Origin of the sequence: Clostridium vitabionis (genome assembly GCF_015351765.1) — a bacterium.
GTDB lineage: Bacteria > Bacillota > Clostridia > Lachnospirales > Lachnospiraceae > Clostridium_R > Clostridium_R vitabionis.
In genome coordinates this window covers 715,426-733,231 of the sequence record NZ_JADKQA010000001.1, presented here as the reverse complement: position 1 = coordinate 733,231, position 17,806 = coordinate 715,426, and the positions used below count along the sequence as shown (strand labels likewise).

Below are 17,806 nucleotides of genomic sequence, written 5' to 3'. Positions count from 1 at the left end.
ATAGCCGGGGCTGCCTAGTCGACATTTTCCAGGGGATCCCCACGCCCGCGGTTCAGGGTGCGGACGCAGTAGTCCAGGGCAGGCAGGAGGAAGCAGTCGGCAAGAATCCAGGCAAATGGGGACGCGAAGCAGGCCGCGTAGTACCCGAAGACCGGCACGCCGATAAAACCGACCAGCGCCCTCGCCACCATCTCAAAGACGCCGGAAAAAATCGCCAGCCCGGAGAATCCCATTCCCTGGATCGCGAAGCGGTAGACATTGACCGCGGTCAGTGGGATATAGAATGCCGCGTTCGCCGCCATAAAGAAATGCGCCCGGCGGATGACCTCCGTCTCCCCGGCGTCGACGAAAAGCAGCGGGATGTAGCCGCCGAACAGGAGCAGGATGAGGAAGGCGGCGATGGACCACGCGCTCCCCATCTTCATCGCGGCAAAAACGCCCTCCTTCACGCGGTCATATTTGCCGGCTCCGGTGTTCTGGCCGGCCCAGGTCGCCATCGTCCCGCCGAGCGCGTCAAAGACGCAGGAGAAGAACATGATGACCTTCTGCCCCGCGGTCACCGAGGCCACCGCGACTGCGCCAAGGGTGTTCACGGCGGTCTGGAGAATCACCGAACCGATCGCGGTGATCGAATACTGGAGCCCCATGGGAACGCCATTCCAGAGAAGATTTTTGCAGAGACGGCCGCTCGGGGAGAGTTCCTCACGGGAGAGCCTGAGCTCCGGAAATTTCCTTATCATATAGAAGACACAGAGAATGCCGGAAATCCCCTGGGAGAACACGGTGGCGTACGCCGGGCCGTTGACGTCAAAATGGAGAAAGACGATGGTGACAATATCCAGGACAATGTTCACGACAGACGCCAGGACCAGGAAAATGAGCGGCGTCCGGGAATCGCCGAGCGCCCGGATGATGCCCGCGGTCGCGTTATAGAGAAAGGTCACCGGGATCCCGAGGAAAATGATAAAAATATACAGGTACGCCTCGCCCAGGATCTCGTCCGGCGTCCTCATCCAGACCAGGATGCGGTGGGTGAGAAGCGCCACGGCGGCGGTCATCGCCACAGCGATGATGGCCGTCAGCCAGATGATATTCGCGACATAGCAGCGCATCTCATGCATTTTCCCCGCGCCGAACTGCTGCGCCACCGGGATCGCGAAGCCCGTAGCCACGCCGATGACAAAGCCGTTGACCATGAAATTGATGGCACTGGTCGAGCCGACGGCAGCCAGGGCATTCACGCCGAGAAAGCGGCCGACGACGACCGTATCCACCATTGAATAGAACTGCTGGAACAGGGTGCCGAACAGCATGGGCACCGCGAAGGCGAGGATCAGGCGGAACGGATCCCCCTCGCTCATATTTTTTGTTGAACCGTGCTCTCTTCCCATGATATCCCCCGATTTACAAAAGCTCGTGGCTGGGCTATAATCAAGTTCAGTGCGCCCGCCGAGAATGGCGGACGCGCTTTGCCATGTCACTGTTCAGCCCATGCGGGTCCTGAACAGTTCCTTGAAAATGAAAACAGCCCGTAGTGTAGCAGAAACCCGCGCAAATGTACATACCCGCTATTGAAAAATATCAATATTCCGTGCCTGTCATGAATATCCGCAAAAGGCTTTACCCGTTACGGATCTTGCCCTATAGGAGGATGCGATGATTTTATCCTGCAGCAGCATCTCAAAAACCTTTGTCACCGGCCAGGTGTTAAATAAAGTCTCCTTCCACGTGGAGGAACACGAGAAAGCCGCCATCGTCGGCATCAACGGCGCCGGCAAATCCACCCTTCTCCGGATCATCGTCGGGGAGCTTGCCCCCGACGAAGGCCAGGTGACCATCTCGAAGGGGAAGACGCTGGGCTATCTCGCCCAGCACCAGGACGTCCACAGCGAATCCACGATCTATGACGCCCTGATGGAGGTCAAGCGCCCGATCCTCGAGATGGAGCGCCGGATCCGCACCCTCGAGCAGCAGATGAAGGGCGCAGAAGGAAGCAGCCTCGAGAAGATCATGGACGAGTACACCCGGGTCACACACGAGTATGAGCTGGAAAATGGATACGCCTGGCAGTCCGAGATCACCGGCGTCCTCAAAGGCCTGGGCTTCTCGGAGGAGGAATTCGGCAAGAAGGTCTCCGAGCTCTCCGGCGGCCAGAAGACGCGCGTTTCCCTTGGGCGTCTTCTCCTCACCCACCCGGACATCATCCTTCTCGATGAGCCGACGAACCACCTCGACATGAATTCCATCGCCTGGCTGGAGACCTACCTCACCAATTACAGCGGCACAGTGATCGTCGTCGCCCATGACCGGTATTTCCTTGACCGCGTGGTGACAAAGGTCATCGAGCTGGACGGCGGGAAGGCCACTACCTATCTCGGCAATTACACGGATTACAGCGAGAAGAAGGCGATCATCCGGGCAGGCGTCATCAAGGCCTACCTGAACCAGCAGCAGGAAATCCAGCACCAGCAGCAGGTCATCGAGAAGCTGAAATCCTTCAACAGGGAAAAATCAATCAAGCGGGCGGAATCCCGGGAAAAAATGCTGGACAAGATCGACGTCCTGGAGAAGCCCACGGAGATCAGCGACGAGATGCGCATTGAGCTCACCCCTTCGGTGGTCTCCGGCAATGACGTCCTGACCGTAACCGGACTCGCAAAGGGATTTGACGGGGAGACGCTCTTTTCCGGGATCAATTTCCAGGTGAAGCGCGGCGAGCGCGTCTGCATCATCGGCAACAACGGCACCGGGAAGACCACGATGCTCAAGATCATCAACGGCCTTCTCGCCCCGGATGCCGGCGAGGTCCGCCTGGGCTCCCGGGTCAATATCGGATATTACGACCAGGAGCACCAGGTTCTCCACATGGAGAAAACGATCTTTGAGGAGATCTCCGACGAGTACCCGACCATGAACAACACGCAGATCCGGAATGTCCTGGCTGCCTTTCTCTTCACGAACGACGACGTATTCAAGCGGATTTCCGACCTCTCCGGCGGCGAGCGGGGCCGGGTCTCCCTGGCGAAGCTGATGCTGTCCGAGGCGAACTTCCTGATCCTCGATGAGCCCACGAACCATCTGGACATCACTTCCCGCGAGATCCTGGAAAATGCCCTCGTGAACTACACCGGCACTGTGCTCTGCGTCTCCCACGACCGGTATTTCATCAACCGGACGGCTACCCGGATCCTGGACCTGACGATGGGAACCGTGCTCAACTACCTCGGCAATTACGACTATTATCTGGAGAAGAAGGACGATACGGAGAAGGCCTACCTGGACACCCTCGTAAGGGCAGCGCAGGGCGGCAGGCAGAAAGCCTCTCCGGCGGAGTCTCCCGCTTCCATCAATCAGACCGGTCACGTCGCCGGCACAGGCAAAACTGCCTTTCCGCCGGCTTCCGGCACCGTGCTTCCCGCAGCAGGCGTCCCGGATACCGGGGCGGAATCCAGCGGCCGCTCCAGCTGGCAGCAGCAGAAGGAGGAACAAGCGCGGCAGCGCAAGCTCAAAAACGAGCTGAAAAAGTGTGAAGACCGAATCCACCAGCTGGAGGCGCGGAATGAGGAAATAGACGCCATGCTCGCCGACGCCAACATTGGTTCTGACGTGACGAAGCTCATGACGATCTCCCGAGAGAAGGAACAGAACGACAGGGAGCTCGAGCCGCTGTACGAGCAGTGGGAAAAGCTCGCGGAGGAGGCGGAAGCCTGACGGCCCCTCTTCTTCTCTTCCCGGCTCCCGCTGCCCCCGGGAAGCTGCCGGCCTGCCGTGCATGCGCCAAAAGCTGCCGTTCTTCCCTATATGCACCAAAAGCGGGCTCCTTATGGGCGCACGAAAAAGACCCCTTACCCGGCATCCGGGTAAGGGGTTATTTTTATCTCTGTTTGGCAAAGGCCGCTCCGGGTCCTGCACGTCTTGGATTCAGGCGCGGATCTCCCTGCGCATGAACGAGATATACGCCGCGGCGAAAATCACAACGACCAGGGCAATCATGCCCACAAGGTGCGGCCAGATCTGCAGGAGGCTCTGTCCAAGCGTCAGGTAGCTCGCGATGGCGCCCTTCTGCGATTCCATGAGGAGGCTCATCAGATCGAGTGAGCGGACGTTCGGATTCATAATCACGCTCGACGCCTCACTGAAGAGATAATACGGCGAAATCCGGCTCATCGCGACCTGCGCCTGATAATTCCTCAGCGCGTTCAGCTGGGCCATCGGCCCGGAGAGCGGATAGATCGCGCCGGCAATGCCAGTGACGATAAGGCTCAGGAACAGCGAAAGCACAAGCCAGATGGCGATACACGCGAGTGCCGCTGTCGCCGCGTGGCGGCAGAGCACAGAGAACAGCATCGCCACCGCCAGCCAGACGCAGATGTAGACCGACGCGAGAAGCAGGTAAATGACGATTCTCGCAACTTCCTCCCCGGACAGGGTGAGGCCGGTGTAGATCAGCCCGAGCCCGGTGAACAGGCCGCCGAGAGCGAAGACCGTCAGGAAAATGCACGCCGAGCCGGCGGCAAATTTCGCGTTGATGATCGTATCCCTGTAGATCGACTGGGACGCCAGGCGGTTCAGCGTGCCCTGCACCTGCTCCTCGTTGATGGCGTCAAATCCCAGCATAATTCCGAACACCGGCCCGAGGAAGGCCAGGAACGTCGTGAACGAATAGATCGAGCTTCCCGCCGTCGTGAACAGCTGCAGAAACAGGAATTCTGTGGGCGTGGATGCCTGCTGCTGGTTCTGGCTGGCGGACTGTGCCGCGTTCTGCGCAAGTGTCCCCGCCGCGCCGTAAAGGCTGGCCAGCATGACGGCAAAGAGCAGGAGGAACAGGATGATGAACCGCCAGCTCTCCAGATGGTCGGTCAGTTCCTTCTGGAAAAGCACCCGGAATCCGTTCCGGTTGGCCTTCGCCTTATCACTATTTCTTTCGATGAAGAAGTTTTGCAAGGCGGCCTTGAACTTTCCCATTTTCGGTGCCTTCTGGGCTGCCGGACTTTCCGGAGACTGTGCTTCCATGTGTTTCACCTGCCTTTTCAAAATATCTGCGGTAGATCTCGTCCAGATCCCCGCCTCTCTGGTGGATCTCATCGATGACATAGCCATTGTCCACCAGTTCCCGCACGAGACTCGTGCGGATATCGACGCCTGCCTCAATATGAAGGCTGCCGTCCTCACGCTTCCCGACCGTGCGCACGCCGGCGGACTTCCGGATGAGATCCCGGAGCTGTTCTCCCTCCGGATCGTCCGGCTTCTCCGCGCGGAGGTCGATCAGGTAAAGCCCTTCATTCTGCAGCTGCCGGCCGAGCTCATCGATACGGCCGCAGGCGATCATCTGCCCGCCGACGAAGATGCCAACCCGGTCGGATATTTTCTGGATCTGGTACAGGTCATGCGAGGAAATCAAGAGTGTCCTGCCGTCCTTCACCGCGAGCTCCCGGATCAGCCGGGTCAGCTCCCGCATACCCTGTGGGTCAATGCCCAGCGTCGGCTCATCCATGATGACGATCTTCGGATCCTTCATGAGGACGTCCGCGATACCGAGCCTCTGCCGCATGCCGCGGGAATAGGTGCCGGCCTTCCGGTCTGCCGCGTAGGTCATGCCAACGCGCTCAAGAAGTGCCTTTGCGCGCTCACCGGCCTCCTTCTGCGCAAGGCCGTTCATCATGCCGGTGAAGACCAGGTTGTCCCTGCCGGTCATGTCCGGGTAAAAGCCGACATTGTCCGGGAGATAGCCGACAAGTTTCTTCACCTCGATGGAATCCCTGGTGCAGTCACAGCCGTCGATGACGGCACGGCCGGAGGTCGGATCCGTGAGCCCGAGAAGCATCAGCGTCGTCGTGGTCTTGCCGGCGCCGTTCGGCCCGAGAAGGCCGAACACCTCCCCCTGCCGGATCTCCAGGTTCAGATGGCTGACCGCGTGGACATCATCGTAATCCTTGCAGAGATCCTCTGTCCTGATGATGACACGTTCCGACATAATCAGTGCCTCCCGTATTTCTTAAAGATTCCCGCCAGGCAGGCAAAGATAGCCACGATGATGACGACGCCGGCAATGCCCCATGCCGTGCCGGTCTTGACCGTGACACGGAACTGGACATCCTGCGCGGAGGTGTTGTTATTCGCCGCGCTGACACTCATGACATAATCGCCGCTGATCGCGGATTTGGACGGGGTGACATACATCGTCACTTCCTTGGTCTCCCCGGGGGCGATGGAATCTACCGTGCTCTCGGAGAATTCCACGGTCCAGTCGGTCGGCGCCGTGGAGGTCAAATTGATGCCGTCGAGCTCAAGGTTTCCGTTGTTCACAAGGTCAACCGTCACCGGCGTGCGTTTCCCGGATTTTACATTAAAGGAAAGCGTGCCGTTCTGGGTCTGTACGGCAAGGTTGTAGGTTCCGGTAACATGAACGTTCAGGTTCGCGGTCAGGTTCTCGGAGCCGGAAGCAGCGGTAACCGGGATCGTATAGTCATTGGAAGCGACATCCTTCGGCGGAGTCACCGTGATGGTGAGATCCTGGCTCTTGCCCGCCTCGACATCGACGGAGGAGACATTGCCGGAACCGCCGGACGGCTGGAAGGATACGGTCCACCCGCTGTCCTGCTGGGAGGAAAGATTGTAGGTCTGCGTCTCGGCGGTATTGTTCTGAATCGTCGCCGTGTAGGTGTAGGTGCCGTTGCTGGTCGAACCCTCCTTCGTCTGGAGGGTGCTGCTTCCCAGGTCCTCCTTCGTGACGTCCAGATTCAGGGTCAGGCGGTCACTGTTCGCCTCGCCGTTCGCGACCAGGGTGATCGGGTAATTGCCCTCCTTCGCGTCCTGGGGAACGGTGACGGTGTAGGTGACGAGGCTGTCATTGTCGCCATTCTTCGCGTACACGCTGCTGATCGTGTTGCCGCTTCCCTTGAAGAAACCCGTGAACCCGTCCGGCAGGTTCTCGGCGGAAAGGCCGACCGTCTCCCCGGAACCGCTGTTCTGGAAATCCAGCGCAAAATTCACGGTATCGCCCGGTTTCGCCGCGACGCCCGGATAGTTGGTGCTCATGTCGAGCCCGCCGTCCGCATAAGCGGTCATCGGTGCTGCCGACGTGGCCAGCATGAACGCCGCAAGGACTGCTCCTGCCCGGCCCGCGAGCTTCCGCGGCTTTCCGGCACGATTGTTGTTTCTGCACATCGTTTTCATAATAAGCCCCCAAATGATGAATTTTTGCACCTGTCCGGCGCTTGCCGGACAGATACGAATCTTTCGGATTCCTCTGTCTTTTATACGACATTTTTGTGAAGAAATTGTGAAATGTGCACAGAACCCCGCATTCCACAAAGGATATCTTCGCAGAATGCGGGGGCTCTATACCATCACGCTGATTTTTCCGGCGTTCTTTTCCGGGAAAATGGTTTATCCCTGCGTGAACGCCTCAACAAATTTCTGTGCTTCGGCCTGCGTCATCCCGCACTTGTCCACGAGCTGCTGTTCGTACCAGGTGAAGACGCTCTTCGAGGCATCCTTCAGGCTCTGGATATCCATGTCCTTCGCCTCGGTGACTTCCATGACGCCGGACTGCTTCCACTCGGCAACCAGGTTCTCGACATCGGAGCGGTTGATCGATTTCTGATATTCGACCGCCTTCTTCGCGTTCTCGTCGATCACCTTCTTCTGCTCGTCGGTGAACTGGTCATAGGCCTTCTGGTTGATGGAGAAGAATACACAGTCATAATAGGCGTTCCAGAGGGAAATGTATTTCTGGACATCCTGCACCGATGCGGAATCGATGGAGGTCTCCGGATTCTCCTGCCCGTCGATCGTCCCCTGCTGGAGTGCCGTGTAGGTCTCCGACCAGTTCATCGCGGAGGCATCGCAGCCCCAGGACTTATAGATCTGGGAGCAGAGATCGTTGGAGCTGATTCTCATCTTGATGTTTTTCAGGTCTTCGGCGGACTTGATCGCGTGGCGCGAATTGGTGATCTGGCGGAAACCGTTTTCCCCGATGCCCTCGCAGACCAGGCCGTACTCAGCGAGCGCGCTCTTCATCTCATCCCCGGCAGCACCGCCAAGTGTCCGGTCTACATCCTCATAGTCGTCATAGATGAACGGCAGGGAGACCGCGTTGAACCGCTCGTCAAAATTCGCGTAAATCAGGTTGGAATGGAGGGAAACCTGGATCGTGTCCCCGTCCATGAGGGCCTGGATTCCGGCGACCTGGTCGCCGTTCGTCAGCTGCTCGCCGGGGTAGACGTCAACCTTCACCTGGCCGCCCGTCGACTGCTGCATGAGGGCATTAAAGTAATATCCCGCCTGCGCCCAGGTCGATGCCTCGCCCGGGGAGCAGTCAAAATTCCAGGTCACCTGCGGCCAGGGATCCGTCCCGGTATATACCGCCGCGTTCTTCGAGGCGTCGTAATCGTCGGAATCCTCATAGTCATGGTAGGTGTAGCCATTCTGGGTGATCGTGTGCGAAGAGCCGCTGTTATCATTTTCCCCGCGGATAAAGGCGAGGCTGACCTGTGGGAACGCCGTCACCACAACGAGGACGGCAAGGCAGGCGCAGACCATCGGCGTAACCGCCCGGGAAATCTGCGGCAGGGTGACGCTGACGAACTCCGATGTCTTCTCCCGGACACCGGAAGCCGCCTCCTTTACCTTGAGGCCCATCGCGACGAACAGGTTCACGCCGACGGGCGGTGTCACCTGGCCGATCGCGAGGTTGACCGTGGCGAGAACGCCGAAGGCGATCAGGCTGTAGCCGAGCTGCTGGGCAACCGGCGCCATGATCGGGATAAAGATATACATGGCGGAGTTCGCGTCGATAAAGCAGCCGGCGATCAGGAAGATCACATTGACAATCAGCAGGAAGACCCATTTATTCGAGCCGACCGCCGCGAGGAGTGCCTGCGACGCCTGGGAAATGCCGAACAGCGTGCAGCAGTAGGAAAATAGGGATGCCGACGCGACGATCAGGAGAATGCCGCCGGATGTCTTCGCAGAGTCAACAAAGATTCCCGGCAGATCCCGGAGCGTGATCCCGCGATAGATGAACAGGCCGACGATGAGGCCGTAGATCACGGAAACTGCCGCTGCCTCGGTCGGGGTGAAAATTCCGCCGTAGATGCCGCCGAGAATGATGACCGGCATCAGGAGGCCCCAAAAGGCGCTGCGGAAGGATCTCCACACTTCCCTCACGGATCTTCTGCTGTGCGCCGGCTTGACACCGCGGCGCTTCCCCTCGAAATAGACCACAACACAGAGCGCCGCGCCCATCAGGATTCCCGGAAGGATGCCGGCCATGAACATGTCACCGACGTTGCAGCCGACGATCGACGCATAGACGACGAAGGCGATAGACGGCGGGATGACAATCGCGATAGAGCTGGATGCCGCGAGAAGCGCCTCGGAAAATGACGCGGAAAACCCGGAGGCGATCATCGCCGGCACAAGGACAGCACCGAGGGCGGCAACGGTCGCCGGCCCGGAACCGGAGATCGCGCCGAAGAAGCAGGCGACGATGACGCAGGTCATGGCCATGCCGCCCCGGACATGGCCGACCAGGGAATCAATGAAATCGACCAGGCGCCCGGAAATCCCGGCCTTCGCCATGATATTGCCCGAGAGGACGAAGAACAGGATGGCGAGAAGCAGGAATTTCGCGATGCCGGTATACGTGTTCGTCGCGATGACGGAGAGCGTCAGGCTCCGGTACTGCGGGACGAAATTCATCGCGTAGAAGATCGCGAACATGGAGCTCAGCCCGAGGCACATGGCAATCGGGGCTCCGATGAGAAGCATGGCAAAGAAGGAAACAAAGAGGATTGCTGTGATCATCGCTTTTCACCTCCCTCAGCGGGGGCACTCCCGCCCGCCGGATGGCTTCCGGACAGGTCATTCAGAAGCGCAAGAATCAGGTGCAGGGTAAGGGAAATGCCGCCGATCACGACAAATCCCCAGAACAGGAATTTCGGAATATGCAGAATCGGCGTGAGCGTATGGTCGTCAATCATCCGCCCGATCCCCTCATAGGTCAGGACGATGGAATAGGCCAGGCAGAGAATCGCGGAGATGATCCGGAGTACCCTCTGCTTCGCCGGGCTCACCCGGTCCGGAACGAGGTTCAGGTTGACGAGGCCGCCCTCCCCCGACGCCACACCGGCACCGAGAAGGGAAATCAGGACAAAGGCCGCGACGGTAATCTCCTCCGTGAATCCCCAGGAATGGCTGAACAGCTTCCTCGCGACAACATTGCCGAAGGTCAGGGCAAGCACGAGCAGCATGGAGGCCGCGAGGACGAAATTTTCCACCCAGGTCACCACCTGCATCAGTTTTCTGTAAAACTTCATAGGACTTTTCCTCCCTCAGATGAATCTTCGCCGATTGCCGAAGCCTGCCGCGGCACGGCGCGGGGGCCATCACCGCGCCCCCCGGCCGGAAAAAAACGGCGCCGCACGGAAGACGGAAAGTCCCCCGGTCCAAAGACCGGGGGACGAACACACGATTCCAAACTTTCCGCGTAACTTCGTGCAGCTTGCTGCGCACCATCCCCTCTTGGGGGATCAGTTCGATTTCCGGCGAACACGGCTTATTTTAGTTCGTGTGTAATTTTTGTCAAGATTAAATTGAATTATATTGCATATAGGTTTATTCTTATGATACTGTGCAGAATATGCGGGGGAAACCCGCTGCCGCCCGCCTGCGGATGGCTTTGCAGGTATCCCCCGTATGCTGGCGGGCGTCTGCCGGGGCTTACCGGATCACAAACATCAGCTCGGCGCTGCACACCACCTTCCCGTCGACCTTAGCCACCGCCTTCCCGATGCCGACCTGGCCTTTCCGCTTCGTCAGCTCGCAGTGGAGCTCCATCCGGTCTCCCGGCCGCACCTGGCCGCGGAAGCGGGCATTTTTCACGCCGCCGAACAGGGGGATTTTCCCCTTGAATTCGTCCAGGGTCAGGATGGCCACCGCGCCGGTCTGGGCGAGAGCCTCGAGAATGAGAACGCCGGGCATGACCGGATACTCCGGAAAATGCCCGCAGAAGGTCATCTCATTCATGCTGACACATTTCATGCCGTCCGCGCAGATGCCGGGCTCGCAGGCCGTGATCCGGTCCACGAGAAGCATTGGATAGCGGTGCGGCAGGATTTTCATGATTTCCTCAGCGCTAAATTCCATCGAAACCTCCTCAGTCCTCCCACCGGCGGAAGGCCAGTGTCACATCATGCCCGCCAAAGCCGAAGGAATTGGAGAGGGCATTGCGGATCTCCATCTCCCGCCCCACATTCGGCACGTAGTCAAGGCCGCAGTCCGGATCCGGAACCTGATACCCCACCGTCGGCGGCACAAACGAATTCCGCATCGCGAGAAGCGTGATCACCGCCTCGATGGCGCCGCTTGCGCCCAGTGCGTGTCCGGTCATGGATTTTGTTGAGCTCACCGCGGTATGTTCCGCCGCATCGCCGAGGGCGCGGCGGATGGCCGCCGTCTCGCAGCGGTCATTCATCTTCGTCGACGTGCCGTGGGCGTTGATATAGTCCACATCCTCCGGGCGGATTCCCGCCTCCCGCATCGCCATTTCCATGCTCAGCGCGGCGCCGAGCCCTTCCGGATCCGGCTGGGTGATGTGGAAGGCATCGCAGGCTGTCCCGTAGCCGGTGATCTCGCCGTAGATCTTCGCGCCGCGGGCCTTCGCGTGCTCAAGGGCCTCCAGCACGAGGACAGCGCCGCCCTCTCCCATGACAAAGCCGTTTCTCTCCCGGTCAAAGGGGATGGAAGCGCGGCGCGGGTCATCGGAGGTAGAGAGGGCGCGCATGCTCGTAAATCCGCCCATGCAGAGCGGGGTGATCGCCGCCTCGGCACCGCCGGCCACCATGAGGTCGGCATAACCGTCGGCGATCTGGCGGAAGCTGTCCCCGATCGCATTCGCGGAGCTTGAGCAGGCGCTCACCGTGGAATCGCAAAGGCCGTGCAGGCCGTAGCGGATCGCGATATTGCCCGCGGTCATGTTGATGATGCAGCCGGGGATCATGTACGGGGAAATGCGGTCGTACCCCTTTTCCATTCCCCGGCGCGCATTTTCCTCAATCGTGGAAATCCCGCCGATGCCGCTCCCGATGAGGACGCCCCACCGGCTTCTCTCCCGGTATTCCCGCGCGGCATCCTCCGGGCTTTTCTTCTCCGGAACCGGATCTATGCCCGCGGATGTCATCGCCTGGACAGCCGCCGATAGCGCAAACTTCATACAGCGGTCCATTCTCCGCAGGTCGTGCGCGGGAATGTACTGTTCAAATCCCGGGTTCTTCACCTCGCCGGCGAGTTTTACTTTCATCTCCGCGGCGTCGTACGCGGTGATCGGGGCGATCCCGGCCTTTCCCGCGCGGACAGCGTCCATCACCTCGGCCGGATGATTGCCGATCGCACAGAGAATCCCCATGCCGGTCACAACAACTCTATGCCTGTCTTCCCTCATATTCTTTTCCTCTCAAGTCAAACGGCCATGCCGCCGTCCACGGCAAGCACCTGTCCCGTGATGTAGCCGCTGTCCGGAAGTGCAAAGAACAGCACCGCCGCCGCCACATCCTCCGGCTTTCCGGCGTGCCCCATCGGGATTGCCCGGATCGCGGCTTCCTCCGCCGCCTCCGGCATGGCCTTCGTCATATCCGTGTCGATAAAGCCCGGCGCGACGGCATTGACCGTGATCCCCCGGGAGGCGAGCTCCTTCGCCAGGGATTTTGCCATGCCGATCACCCCGGCCTTCGCCGCCGCGTAGTTCACCTGCCCCGCATTGCCGCGCAGGCCGACGATGCTGGACATCGCGATGATCCGTCCGCTTCGCTGCCTGAGCATCCGCTTGGCCGCGCGCTTCATACAGTTGAAGGTGCCGTCCAGGCAGACCCCGGTAACCTCGCGGTATTTCTCGTCGCTCATGCGGAGAATCAGGTCGTCGCGCGTGATCCCCGCGTTGCAGACGAGGATATCGAGGGTATCGGAAAATGCCTTTGTCGCCGCAAAGAGCTCGTCGCACTCCGCCGCACTTTCCACATGGGCCTTAACCGTGACGGCGCGGACACCCATCTGCTCGCAGAGCGCCCTCGTATTTTCCGCCTCAGCGGCATTCCCGGCATAGTTGATCACAAGATCCGCGCCGGCTTCCGCCAGGGCCAGGCAGCATGCCCGGCCAATTCCGCGGCTTCCGCCGGTAACCAGGGCGGTTTTCCCAAAAAGCTTTCGCTCGCTCATCGCGCACCTCCTCAGATCAGGTCATCCAGCTTTTCCAGGTCGCTTACCGTATCGATCGTGATGGTCCGGAGTCCCGGCGCCGTCTTCTTCACAAAGCCGGAGACCGCCTTTCCCGGGCCGACCTCGATGAAGGTATCTGTGCCGTGGTCCGCGAGAAAACGGATGGTCTGCGCCATCCGGACGCCCGTCACCACCTGCTCTGCCATCATCCTCCGGATGCCGTCCGCCTCACCGGCGGTTCCCGCTTCCCGAAGGGTCTCCCCGGTCACATTAAAGACCACCGGCACCTGCATCGGATGAAGTGTCATCGAGGATGCGTAATTCCGAAGCTCCGCCGCCGCCGGCGCCATGACCGGTGTGTGGAACGCCGAGCTTACCCTGAGCGGGAGGCATCGCCGGATCCCCGCGCGCTTTGCGCCCTCCACCGCGCGGAGGACCGCCGCCCGGTCGCCGGAAATTACATTCTGCTCCGGAGAATTATAGTTGGAGACAAATACCCGGCAGGGCTCTCCGGCTTTTCCCGCCTCCTCGCGGGCTTCGGCGCAGACTTTCTCCGCGAGCTCCGCGCCCGCGCCCATGAGGGCGACCATCATCGTATCACAGTGCTCCCCGGCGCGGCGCATCGCATCGCCGCGGAAAGCGGTGGCCTTCATCAGGGTTTCCAGGTCGAGGACGCCCGAAGCATAGAGCGCGCTGTATTCCCCAAGCGAAAGCCCTGCCGTGTATGACGGGAAAATCGCCCGCCGCCGGAGAATCTCCGTGATACCCGCGGCAAAGGCCGCGAGCGCCGGCTGTGTACGGCTGGTCTCGCCAAGGACATCCTCGGGTCCCACAAACATCGTTTCGAGAAGGTCAAAATCCACGAAAGCCGCCGCCCGGTCGAGAACCCAGCGGAAATCCGGCACCTGCGCGTAAAAATCCTTTCCCATTCCGACCCTCTGGCTTCCCTGGCCGGCATAAAGAACTGCTGTTTTCATCGCCTCACCCCCAGGCGGACGCTTGATCCGCGAGATTCCGGGCAGCCGACTCGGCGCCCTCCGCCATGTCCCGGAAAATCTCCGCGAGCGGCCGGATTGACTTAAGCTCCCCGCAGTCCTGTCCGGCCATCAGCGACCCGGTCTCGACATCGCCGTCGAAGACAGCCCGCCGGAGGGATCCCAGCGTATACTTTTCCAGTTCCATCCGCTCAGCCCCGCCCTTTTCCAGGGCAAGGTATTTTCTCGCCATCCGGTTCCGGATGATGCGGGTATCCGCATTCACCGACCGCCCGGTCACGCAGGTGGCATTGTCTCCGGCCTTTAAGAGTGCCTTCTTATAATTCTCATGAACCGGGCATTCCTCGCTGACCAGCAGGCAGGTTCCCATCTGGATCCCGCAGGCGCCGAGGGCAAATGCCGCCGCCACGCCTCTCCCGTCGGCGATCCCGCCTGCCGCGATGACCGGGACGTCGACGCCGTCAACCATCTGCGGAACAAGCGCCATGGTCGTCATTTCTCCGATGTGGCCGCCGCTCTCCATCCCCTCGGCGATGATGAAGTCCGCGCCGTCCCGGACCATCCGCTTCGCCATCAGCACGCTGGAAATCACCGGGGCGACAAGGATCCCGTTCTCCTTCCACCGGCCGATATACTTTCCCGGCATCCCCGCCCCCGTGGTCACAAACGGGATGTGCTCGCGGACGACGATATCCGCCATCTGGTCGGTCTCCGGATTGAGCAGCATGAGGTTGACGCCGAACGGCTTATCCGTGAGCTCACGGCAGCGCCGGATATTTTTCAGCAGTTCCTCGGCGTTCATGCCGCCGGTGCCGATGAGGCCCATCGCGCCGGCGTTGGATACCGCCGCCGCGAACTCGCCGGTGGCGATATTGGCCATCCCGCCCTGGATAAAGGGATACCGGATCCCGAGAATTTCATTGAGGTACTTCATCACTCTCTCCTTGCCCCGCTTCCGCGGTCAGAACTCAAGATAACAGCTTCCCCAGGTCAGTCCCGCGCCGAAGCCGACAGCAAAGGCGCGCTTTCCCGGCGCCAGCATCCTCCGCTCCGCCATCTCGGCGAGCGCGATCGGGATGGACGCCGCGCTGGTATTGCCATACCGGTCGAGATTGACATAGAGCTTCTCCTCCGGCAGGCCGAATTTCCGGCGGACATGATCCAGAATCCGGGCATTGGCCTGGTGGCAGATGACATAATCAATGCCGGAGACCGGAATCCCGGTCTCCTCCTCCAGGGCGCGGATCTCTCCCTCCAGCCGGGATACGGCAAAGCGGAAGACCTTCCTCCCGTCCATCCTCAGATGCCGGTCCTCTCCCCCGTATCCGCCGCAGGAGAGCGCTTCCTCGTCCCCGTCCGCGAAAATCCTGACGCGGGTTCCGGGTTTTCCGGTCACCCCGGCAACCGCCGCGCCGGCGCCGTCGCCGAAGAGCACACAGGTTCCCCGGTCAGCCATGTCGAGAATCTTCGAGACCTCCTCCGCGCCGATAAGAAGCGCGTATTTTCCTCTGATGGCCGGGAGCATGGCCTGGGCAGCCGCCATCGCGTAGATAAAGCCGGTGCAGGCGGCGTTGATGTCGAATGCCGGTGTCCCTGCCGGGATACGCAGCTTCTTCTGAAGCATGCAGGCGGTGGCTGGGACAGCCCTCTCCGGGGTTGCCGTCGCGCAGATGACGAGCCCGATCTCCTCCGGAGCGATCCCGGCGCGCGCGATTGCCTTCCGCGAGGCCTCCGCGGCGAGTTCCGTGAGGCTCCCCTCCCCGATGAAGCGCCGCTCCCGGATTCCCGTCCGCTCCCGGATCCAGGCGTCCGAGGTGTCCACGATTTTTTCAAAATCTTCGTTGGCCATGACCTTGTCCGGCACGGCCATCCCCATCCCGAGAAGTCTCAGCTGCTCTGTCATCCTGTCTTCTCCTCTTTCTCTCCCCCGCCTTCCGGAGCGTCCTCCCGGCGGGAAATTATCCTGTCTTTTCGGCCTGCGGAAGCGCCGATACCGCCTGGTCTTCCCACAGAGCGGAACTTTTCATACCGGCGTCCAAGCAGCTCCTCCTCCGGAAGCGCCATGAGGCGGGGGAGTTCCTCCCCGAGAATCTCCCGGATCCGTGCAAATCCGGCATCCGGGTCATTCTGGATGCCGCCCGCCGGCTCGGGGATAATCCGGTCGACCAGGCCGTCCGTAAGGAGAGCTTCGGCCGTCATGCCCATGACCTCGCAGGCCTCCCGGACCATGGTGCCGTCCTTCCAGAGAATACTGGAAAATCCCTCCGGCGAGAGGATCGAGTAGACGGCATTTTCCAGCATCAGCACACGGTCCGCGACCGCGATGCCGAGTGCGCCCCCGCTGTTCCCCTCGCCGGTAATGAGGGTAACCACCGGTGTATGGAGATGGCTCATCTGGGCAAGATTCTCCGCGATCGCGGCGCTGATCCCGTTTTCCTCCGCCTCTTTCCCGGGATAGGCTCCCGGCGTATCGACCAGGGTGATCACCGGCCGGTGGAACTTCTCCGCCTCCTTCATCAGGCGCAGCGCCTTCCGGTAGCCCTCGGGACCCGCCATGCCGAAATTCGCCGCGACATTTTCCTCCGCGTCCCTCTCCTTGTGATGGCCGATCACCGTAACAGGAAGAGAACCGAAGAAACCGATCCCCCCGAGGATAGCCTTGTCGTCGCCGCCCAGGCGGTCACCGGAAAGCTCCAGGAAATCGTCAAAGAGCGCACCGATAAATTCCCGGATCCGCGGGCGGTTCACCGCCCGCGCGATCAGAAGCCGGTCGTAGGCGGAGATTTCTCCCCGTTTCTCTCCGTGAAATCTGGCTGTGATGTAGTGCTGAAGACTCATTTTCCCGCCTTTCTCCCGTGGATCCGGAGAATCTGGATCAGCGTTTTCCGCATTTCCGCCGGGGCGACTATCCTGTCCACAAAGCCATGCTCCAGCTGGAATTCCGACCGCTGGAAGCCGGCGGGGAGCTTTTCGTGGATGGTCTGCTCGATGACCCTGGGGCCGGCAAATCCGATCAGGGCGCCGGGCTCAGCGAGGACAATATCACCGAGGCTCGCGAAGCTCGCGCTCACGCCGCCGGTGGTCGGATGCGTCAGGATCGAGATATAGAGGCCTCCGCGCTGCTTGTAATGTTCCACAGCCGCGCTTGTTTTTGCCATCTGCAGGAGGCTGAACATGCCTTCCTGCATCCGTGCGCCGCCGCTTGCCGAGAAAATGATGAGCGGAAGCCCCTGCCTTTCCGCCTCCTCTGCGGCAAGGGCAACCTTCTCCCCGACCGCGGTGCCCATGCTGCCCATGAAAAATTCGCGGCTGAGCTCGCAGGCGATCACCGGAAATCCCCCGATCGTGCCCTTCGCCGCGATCAGGGCGTCCCGGTGCCCGGTGCGGCGGGCGACCTCGGAGAGCTTCTCCCGGTAGCCCGGGAAATTCAGCGGATCCTCCGACGCGACCTCCGCAAAGAGTTCCTCATAGCCCCCGCCGTCCATCACGGCGCGGAGGCGCTTCCCCATCGCGGGTCGCCTGGCCTCCCGCTCCCTCACCCGGCGGAGCGAATCCATGCGTTTTCTCTTATTGGCGAATACATTCAGCAAGACTTT

The 17,806-nt window shown here is 60.6% G+C and carries 15 protein-coding genes; 1 reads left to right on the top strand and 14 read right to left on the bottom strand.

Going from position 1 to position 17,806, the window contains the following annotated elements:
• Nucleotides 1-14: 14 nt before the first annotated feature.
• Entirely contained in the window at nucleotides 15-1,391 is a 1,377-nt protein-coding gene (locus ISF27_RS03080; RefSeq protein WP_194609000.1) for an MATE family efflux transporter, read from the bottom strand.
• A gap of 265 nt (nucleotides 1,392-1,656) precedes the next feature.
• Here ISF27_RS03080 and abc-f point away from each other — a divergent pair, with 265 nt between their 5' ends.
• Nucleotides 1,657-3,711, top strand: a complete 2,055-nt coding sequence (gene abc-f, locus ISF27_RS03075; protein ID WP_194608998.1) for a ribosomal protection-like ABC-F family protein — start codon at nucleotides 1,657-1,659, stop codon at nucleotides 3,709-3,711.
• A 210-nt stretch (nucleotides 3,712-3,921) separates the two neighbouring features.
• Here abc-f and ISF27_RS03070 read toward each other — a convergent pair whose 3' ends face one another.
• The 13 genes from ISF27_RS03070 to ISF27_RS03010 form a co-directional block, all read right to left on the bottom strand.
• Nucleotides 3,922-4,965, bottom strand: a complete 1,044-nt coding sequence (locus ISF27_RS03070) for an ABC transporter permease (RefSeq protein WP_194608996.1) — start codon at nucleotides 4,963-4,965, stop codon at nucleotides 3,922-3,924.
• Nucleotides 4,916-5,974: an ABC transporter ATP-binding protein gene (locus ISF27_RS03065; protein WP_194608994.1), complete on the bottom strand. Its 1,059-nt coding sequence runs from the start codon at nucleotides 5,972-5,974 to the stop codon at nucleotides 4,916-4,918. Before ISF27_RS03065 ends, ISF27_RS03070 begins: the two co-directional genes overlap by 50 nt.
• A 2-nt stretch (nucleotides 5,975-5,976) precedes the next feature.
• The gene (locus ISF27_RS03060; protein ID WP_194608992.1) at nucleotides 5,977-7,176 is read right to left on the bottom strand and encodes an NEW3 domain-containing protein; all 1,200 of its coding nucleotides are present in this window, start codon (nucleotides 7,174-7,176) and stop codon (nucleotides 5,977-5,979) included.
• 213 nt (nucleotides 7,177-7,389) lie between these two features.
• Nucleotides 7,390-9,810: a TRAP transporter large permease subunit gene (locus ISF27_RS03055; protein ID WP_194608990.1), complete on the bottom strand. Its 2,421-nt coding sequence runs from the start codon at nucleotides 9,808-9,810 to the stop codon at nucleotides 7,390-7,392.
• Complete coding sequence (locus ISF27_RS03050) at nucleotides 9,807-10,322, bottom strand: TRAP transporter small permease (RefSeq protein ID WP_194608988.1); 516 nt, start codon at nucleotides 10,320-10,322, stop codon at nucleotides 9,807-9,809. Before ISF27_RS03050 ends, ISF27_RS03055 begins: the two co-directional genes overlap by 4 nt.
• 403 nt (nucleotides 10,323-10,725) lie before the next feature.
• Entirely contained in the window at nucleotides 10,726-11,151 is a 426-nt protein-coding gene (gene fabZ / locus ISF27_RS03045) for a 3-hydroxyacyl-ACP dehydratase FabZ (RefSeq protein WP_194608986.1), read from the bottom strand.
• A 10-nt stretch (nucleotides 11,152-11,161) separates the two neighbouring features.
• Complete coding sequence (gene fabF, locus ISF27_RS03040; protein WP_194608984.1) at nucleotides 11,162-12,445, bottom strand: beta-ketoacyl-ACP synthase II; 1,284 nt, start codon at nucleotides 12,443-12,445, stop codon at nucleotides 11,162-11,164.
• 17 nt (nucleotides 12,446-12,462) lie between these two features.
• On the bottom strand, nucleotides 12,463-13,215 hold the full coding sequence (gene fabG / locus ISF27_RS03035) for a 3-oxoacyl-[acyl-carrier-protein] reductase (RefSeq protein WP_194608982.1): 753 nt from the start codon (nucleotides 13,213-13,215) through the stop codon (nucleotides 12,463-12,465).
• Between the two features lie 11 nt (nucleotides 13,216-13,226).
• Nucleotides 13,227-14,192 carry an ACP S-malonyltransferase gene (locus ISF27_RS03030; protein WP_194608980.1) on the bottom strand — a complete coding sequence of 322 codons (966 nt, stop codon included), beginning with the start codon at nucleotides 14,190-14,192 and terminating at the stop codon, nucleotides 13,227-13,229.
• Nucleotides 14,193-14,196: 4 nt separating this feature from the next.
• Nucleotides 14,197-15,144: a nitronate monooxygenase gene (locus tag ISF27_RS03025; protein ID WP_194608978.1), complete on the bottom strand. Its 948-nt coding sequence runs from the start codon at nucleotides 15,142-15,144 to the stop codon at nucleotides 14,197-14,199.
• A gap of 27 nt (nucleotides 15,145-15,171) precedes the next feature.
• Nucleotides 15,172-16,113 carry a beta-ketoacyl-ACP synthase III gene (locus ISF27_RS03020; RefSeq protein WP_194608976.1) on the bottom strand — a complete coding sequence of 314 codons (942 nt, stop codon included), beginning with the start codon at nucleotides 16,111-16,113 and terminating at the stop codon, nucleotides 15,172-15,174.
• Nucleotides 16,110-17,048, bottom strand: coding sequence for an acetyl-CoA carboxylase carboxyltransferase subunit alpha (locus ISF27_RS03015; protein ID WP_194608974.1), 939 nt, complete (start codon nucleotides 17,046-17,048; stop codon nucleotides 16,110-16,112). Before ISF27_RS03015 ends, ISF27_RS03020 begins: the two co-directional genes overlap by 4 nt.
• Nucleotides 17,045-17,800, bottom strand: a complete 756-nt coding sequence (locus tag ISF27_RS03010; protein WP_407926039.1) for an acetyl-CoA carboxylase carboxyltransferase subunit beta — start codon at nucleotides 17,798-17,800, stop codon at nucleotides 17,045-17,047. The genes ISF27_RS03015 and ISF27_RS03010 overlap by 4 nt, the downstream gene beginning before the upstream one ends.
• Nucleotides 17,801-17,806 lie beyond the last annotated feature (6 nt).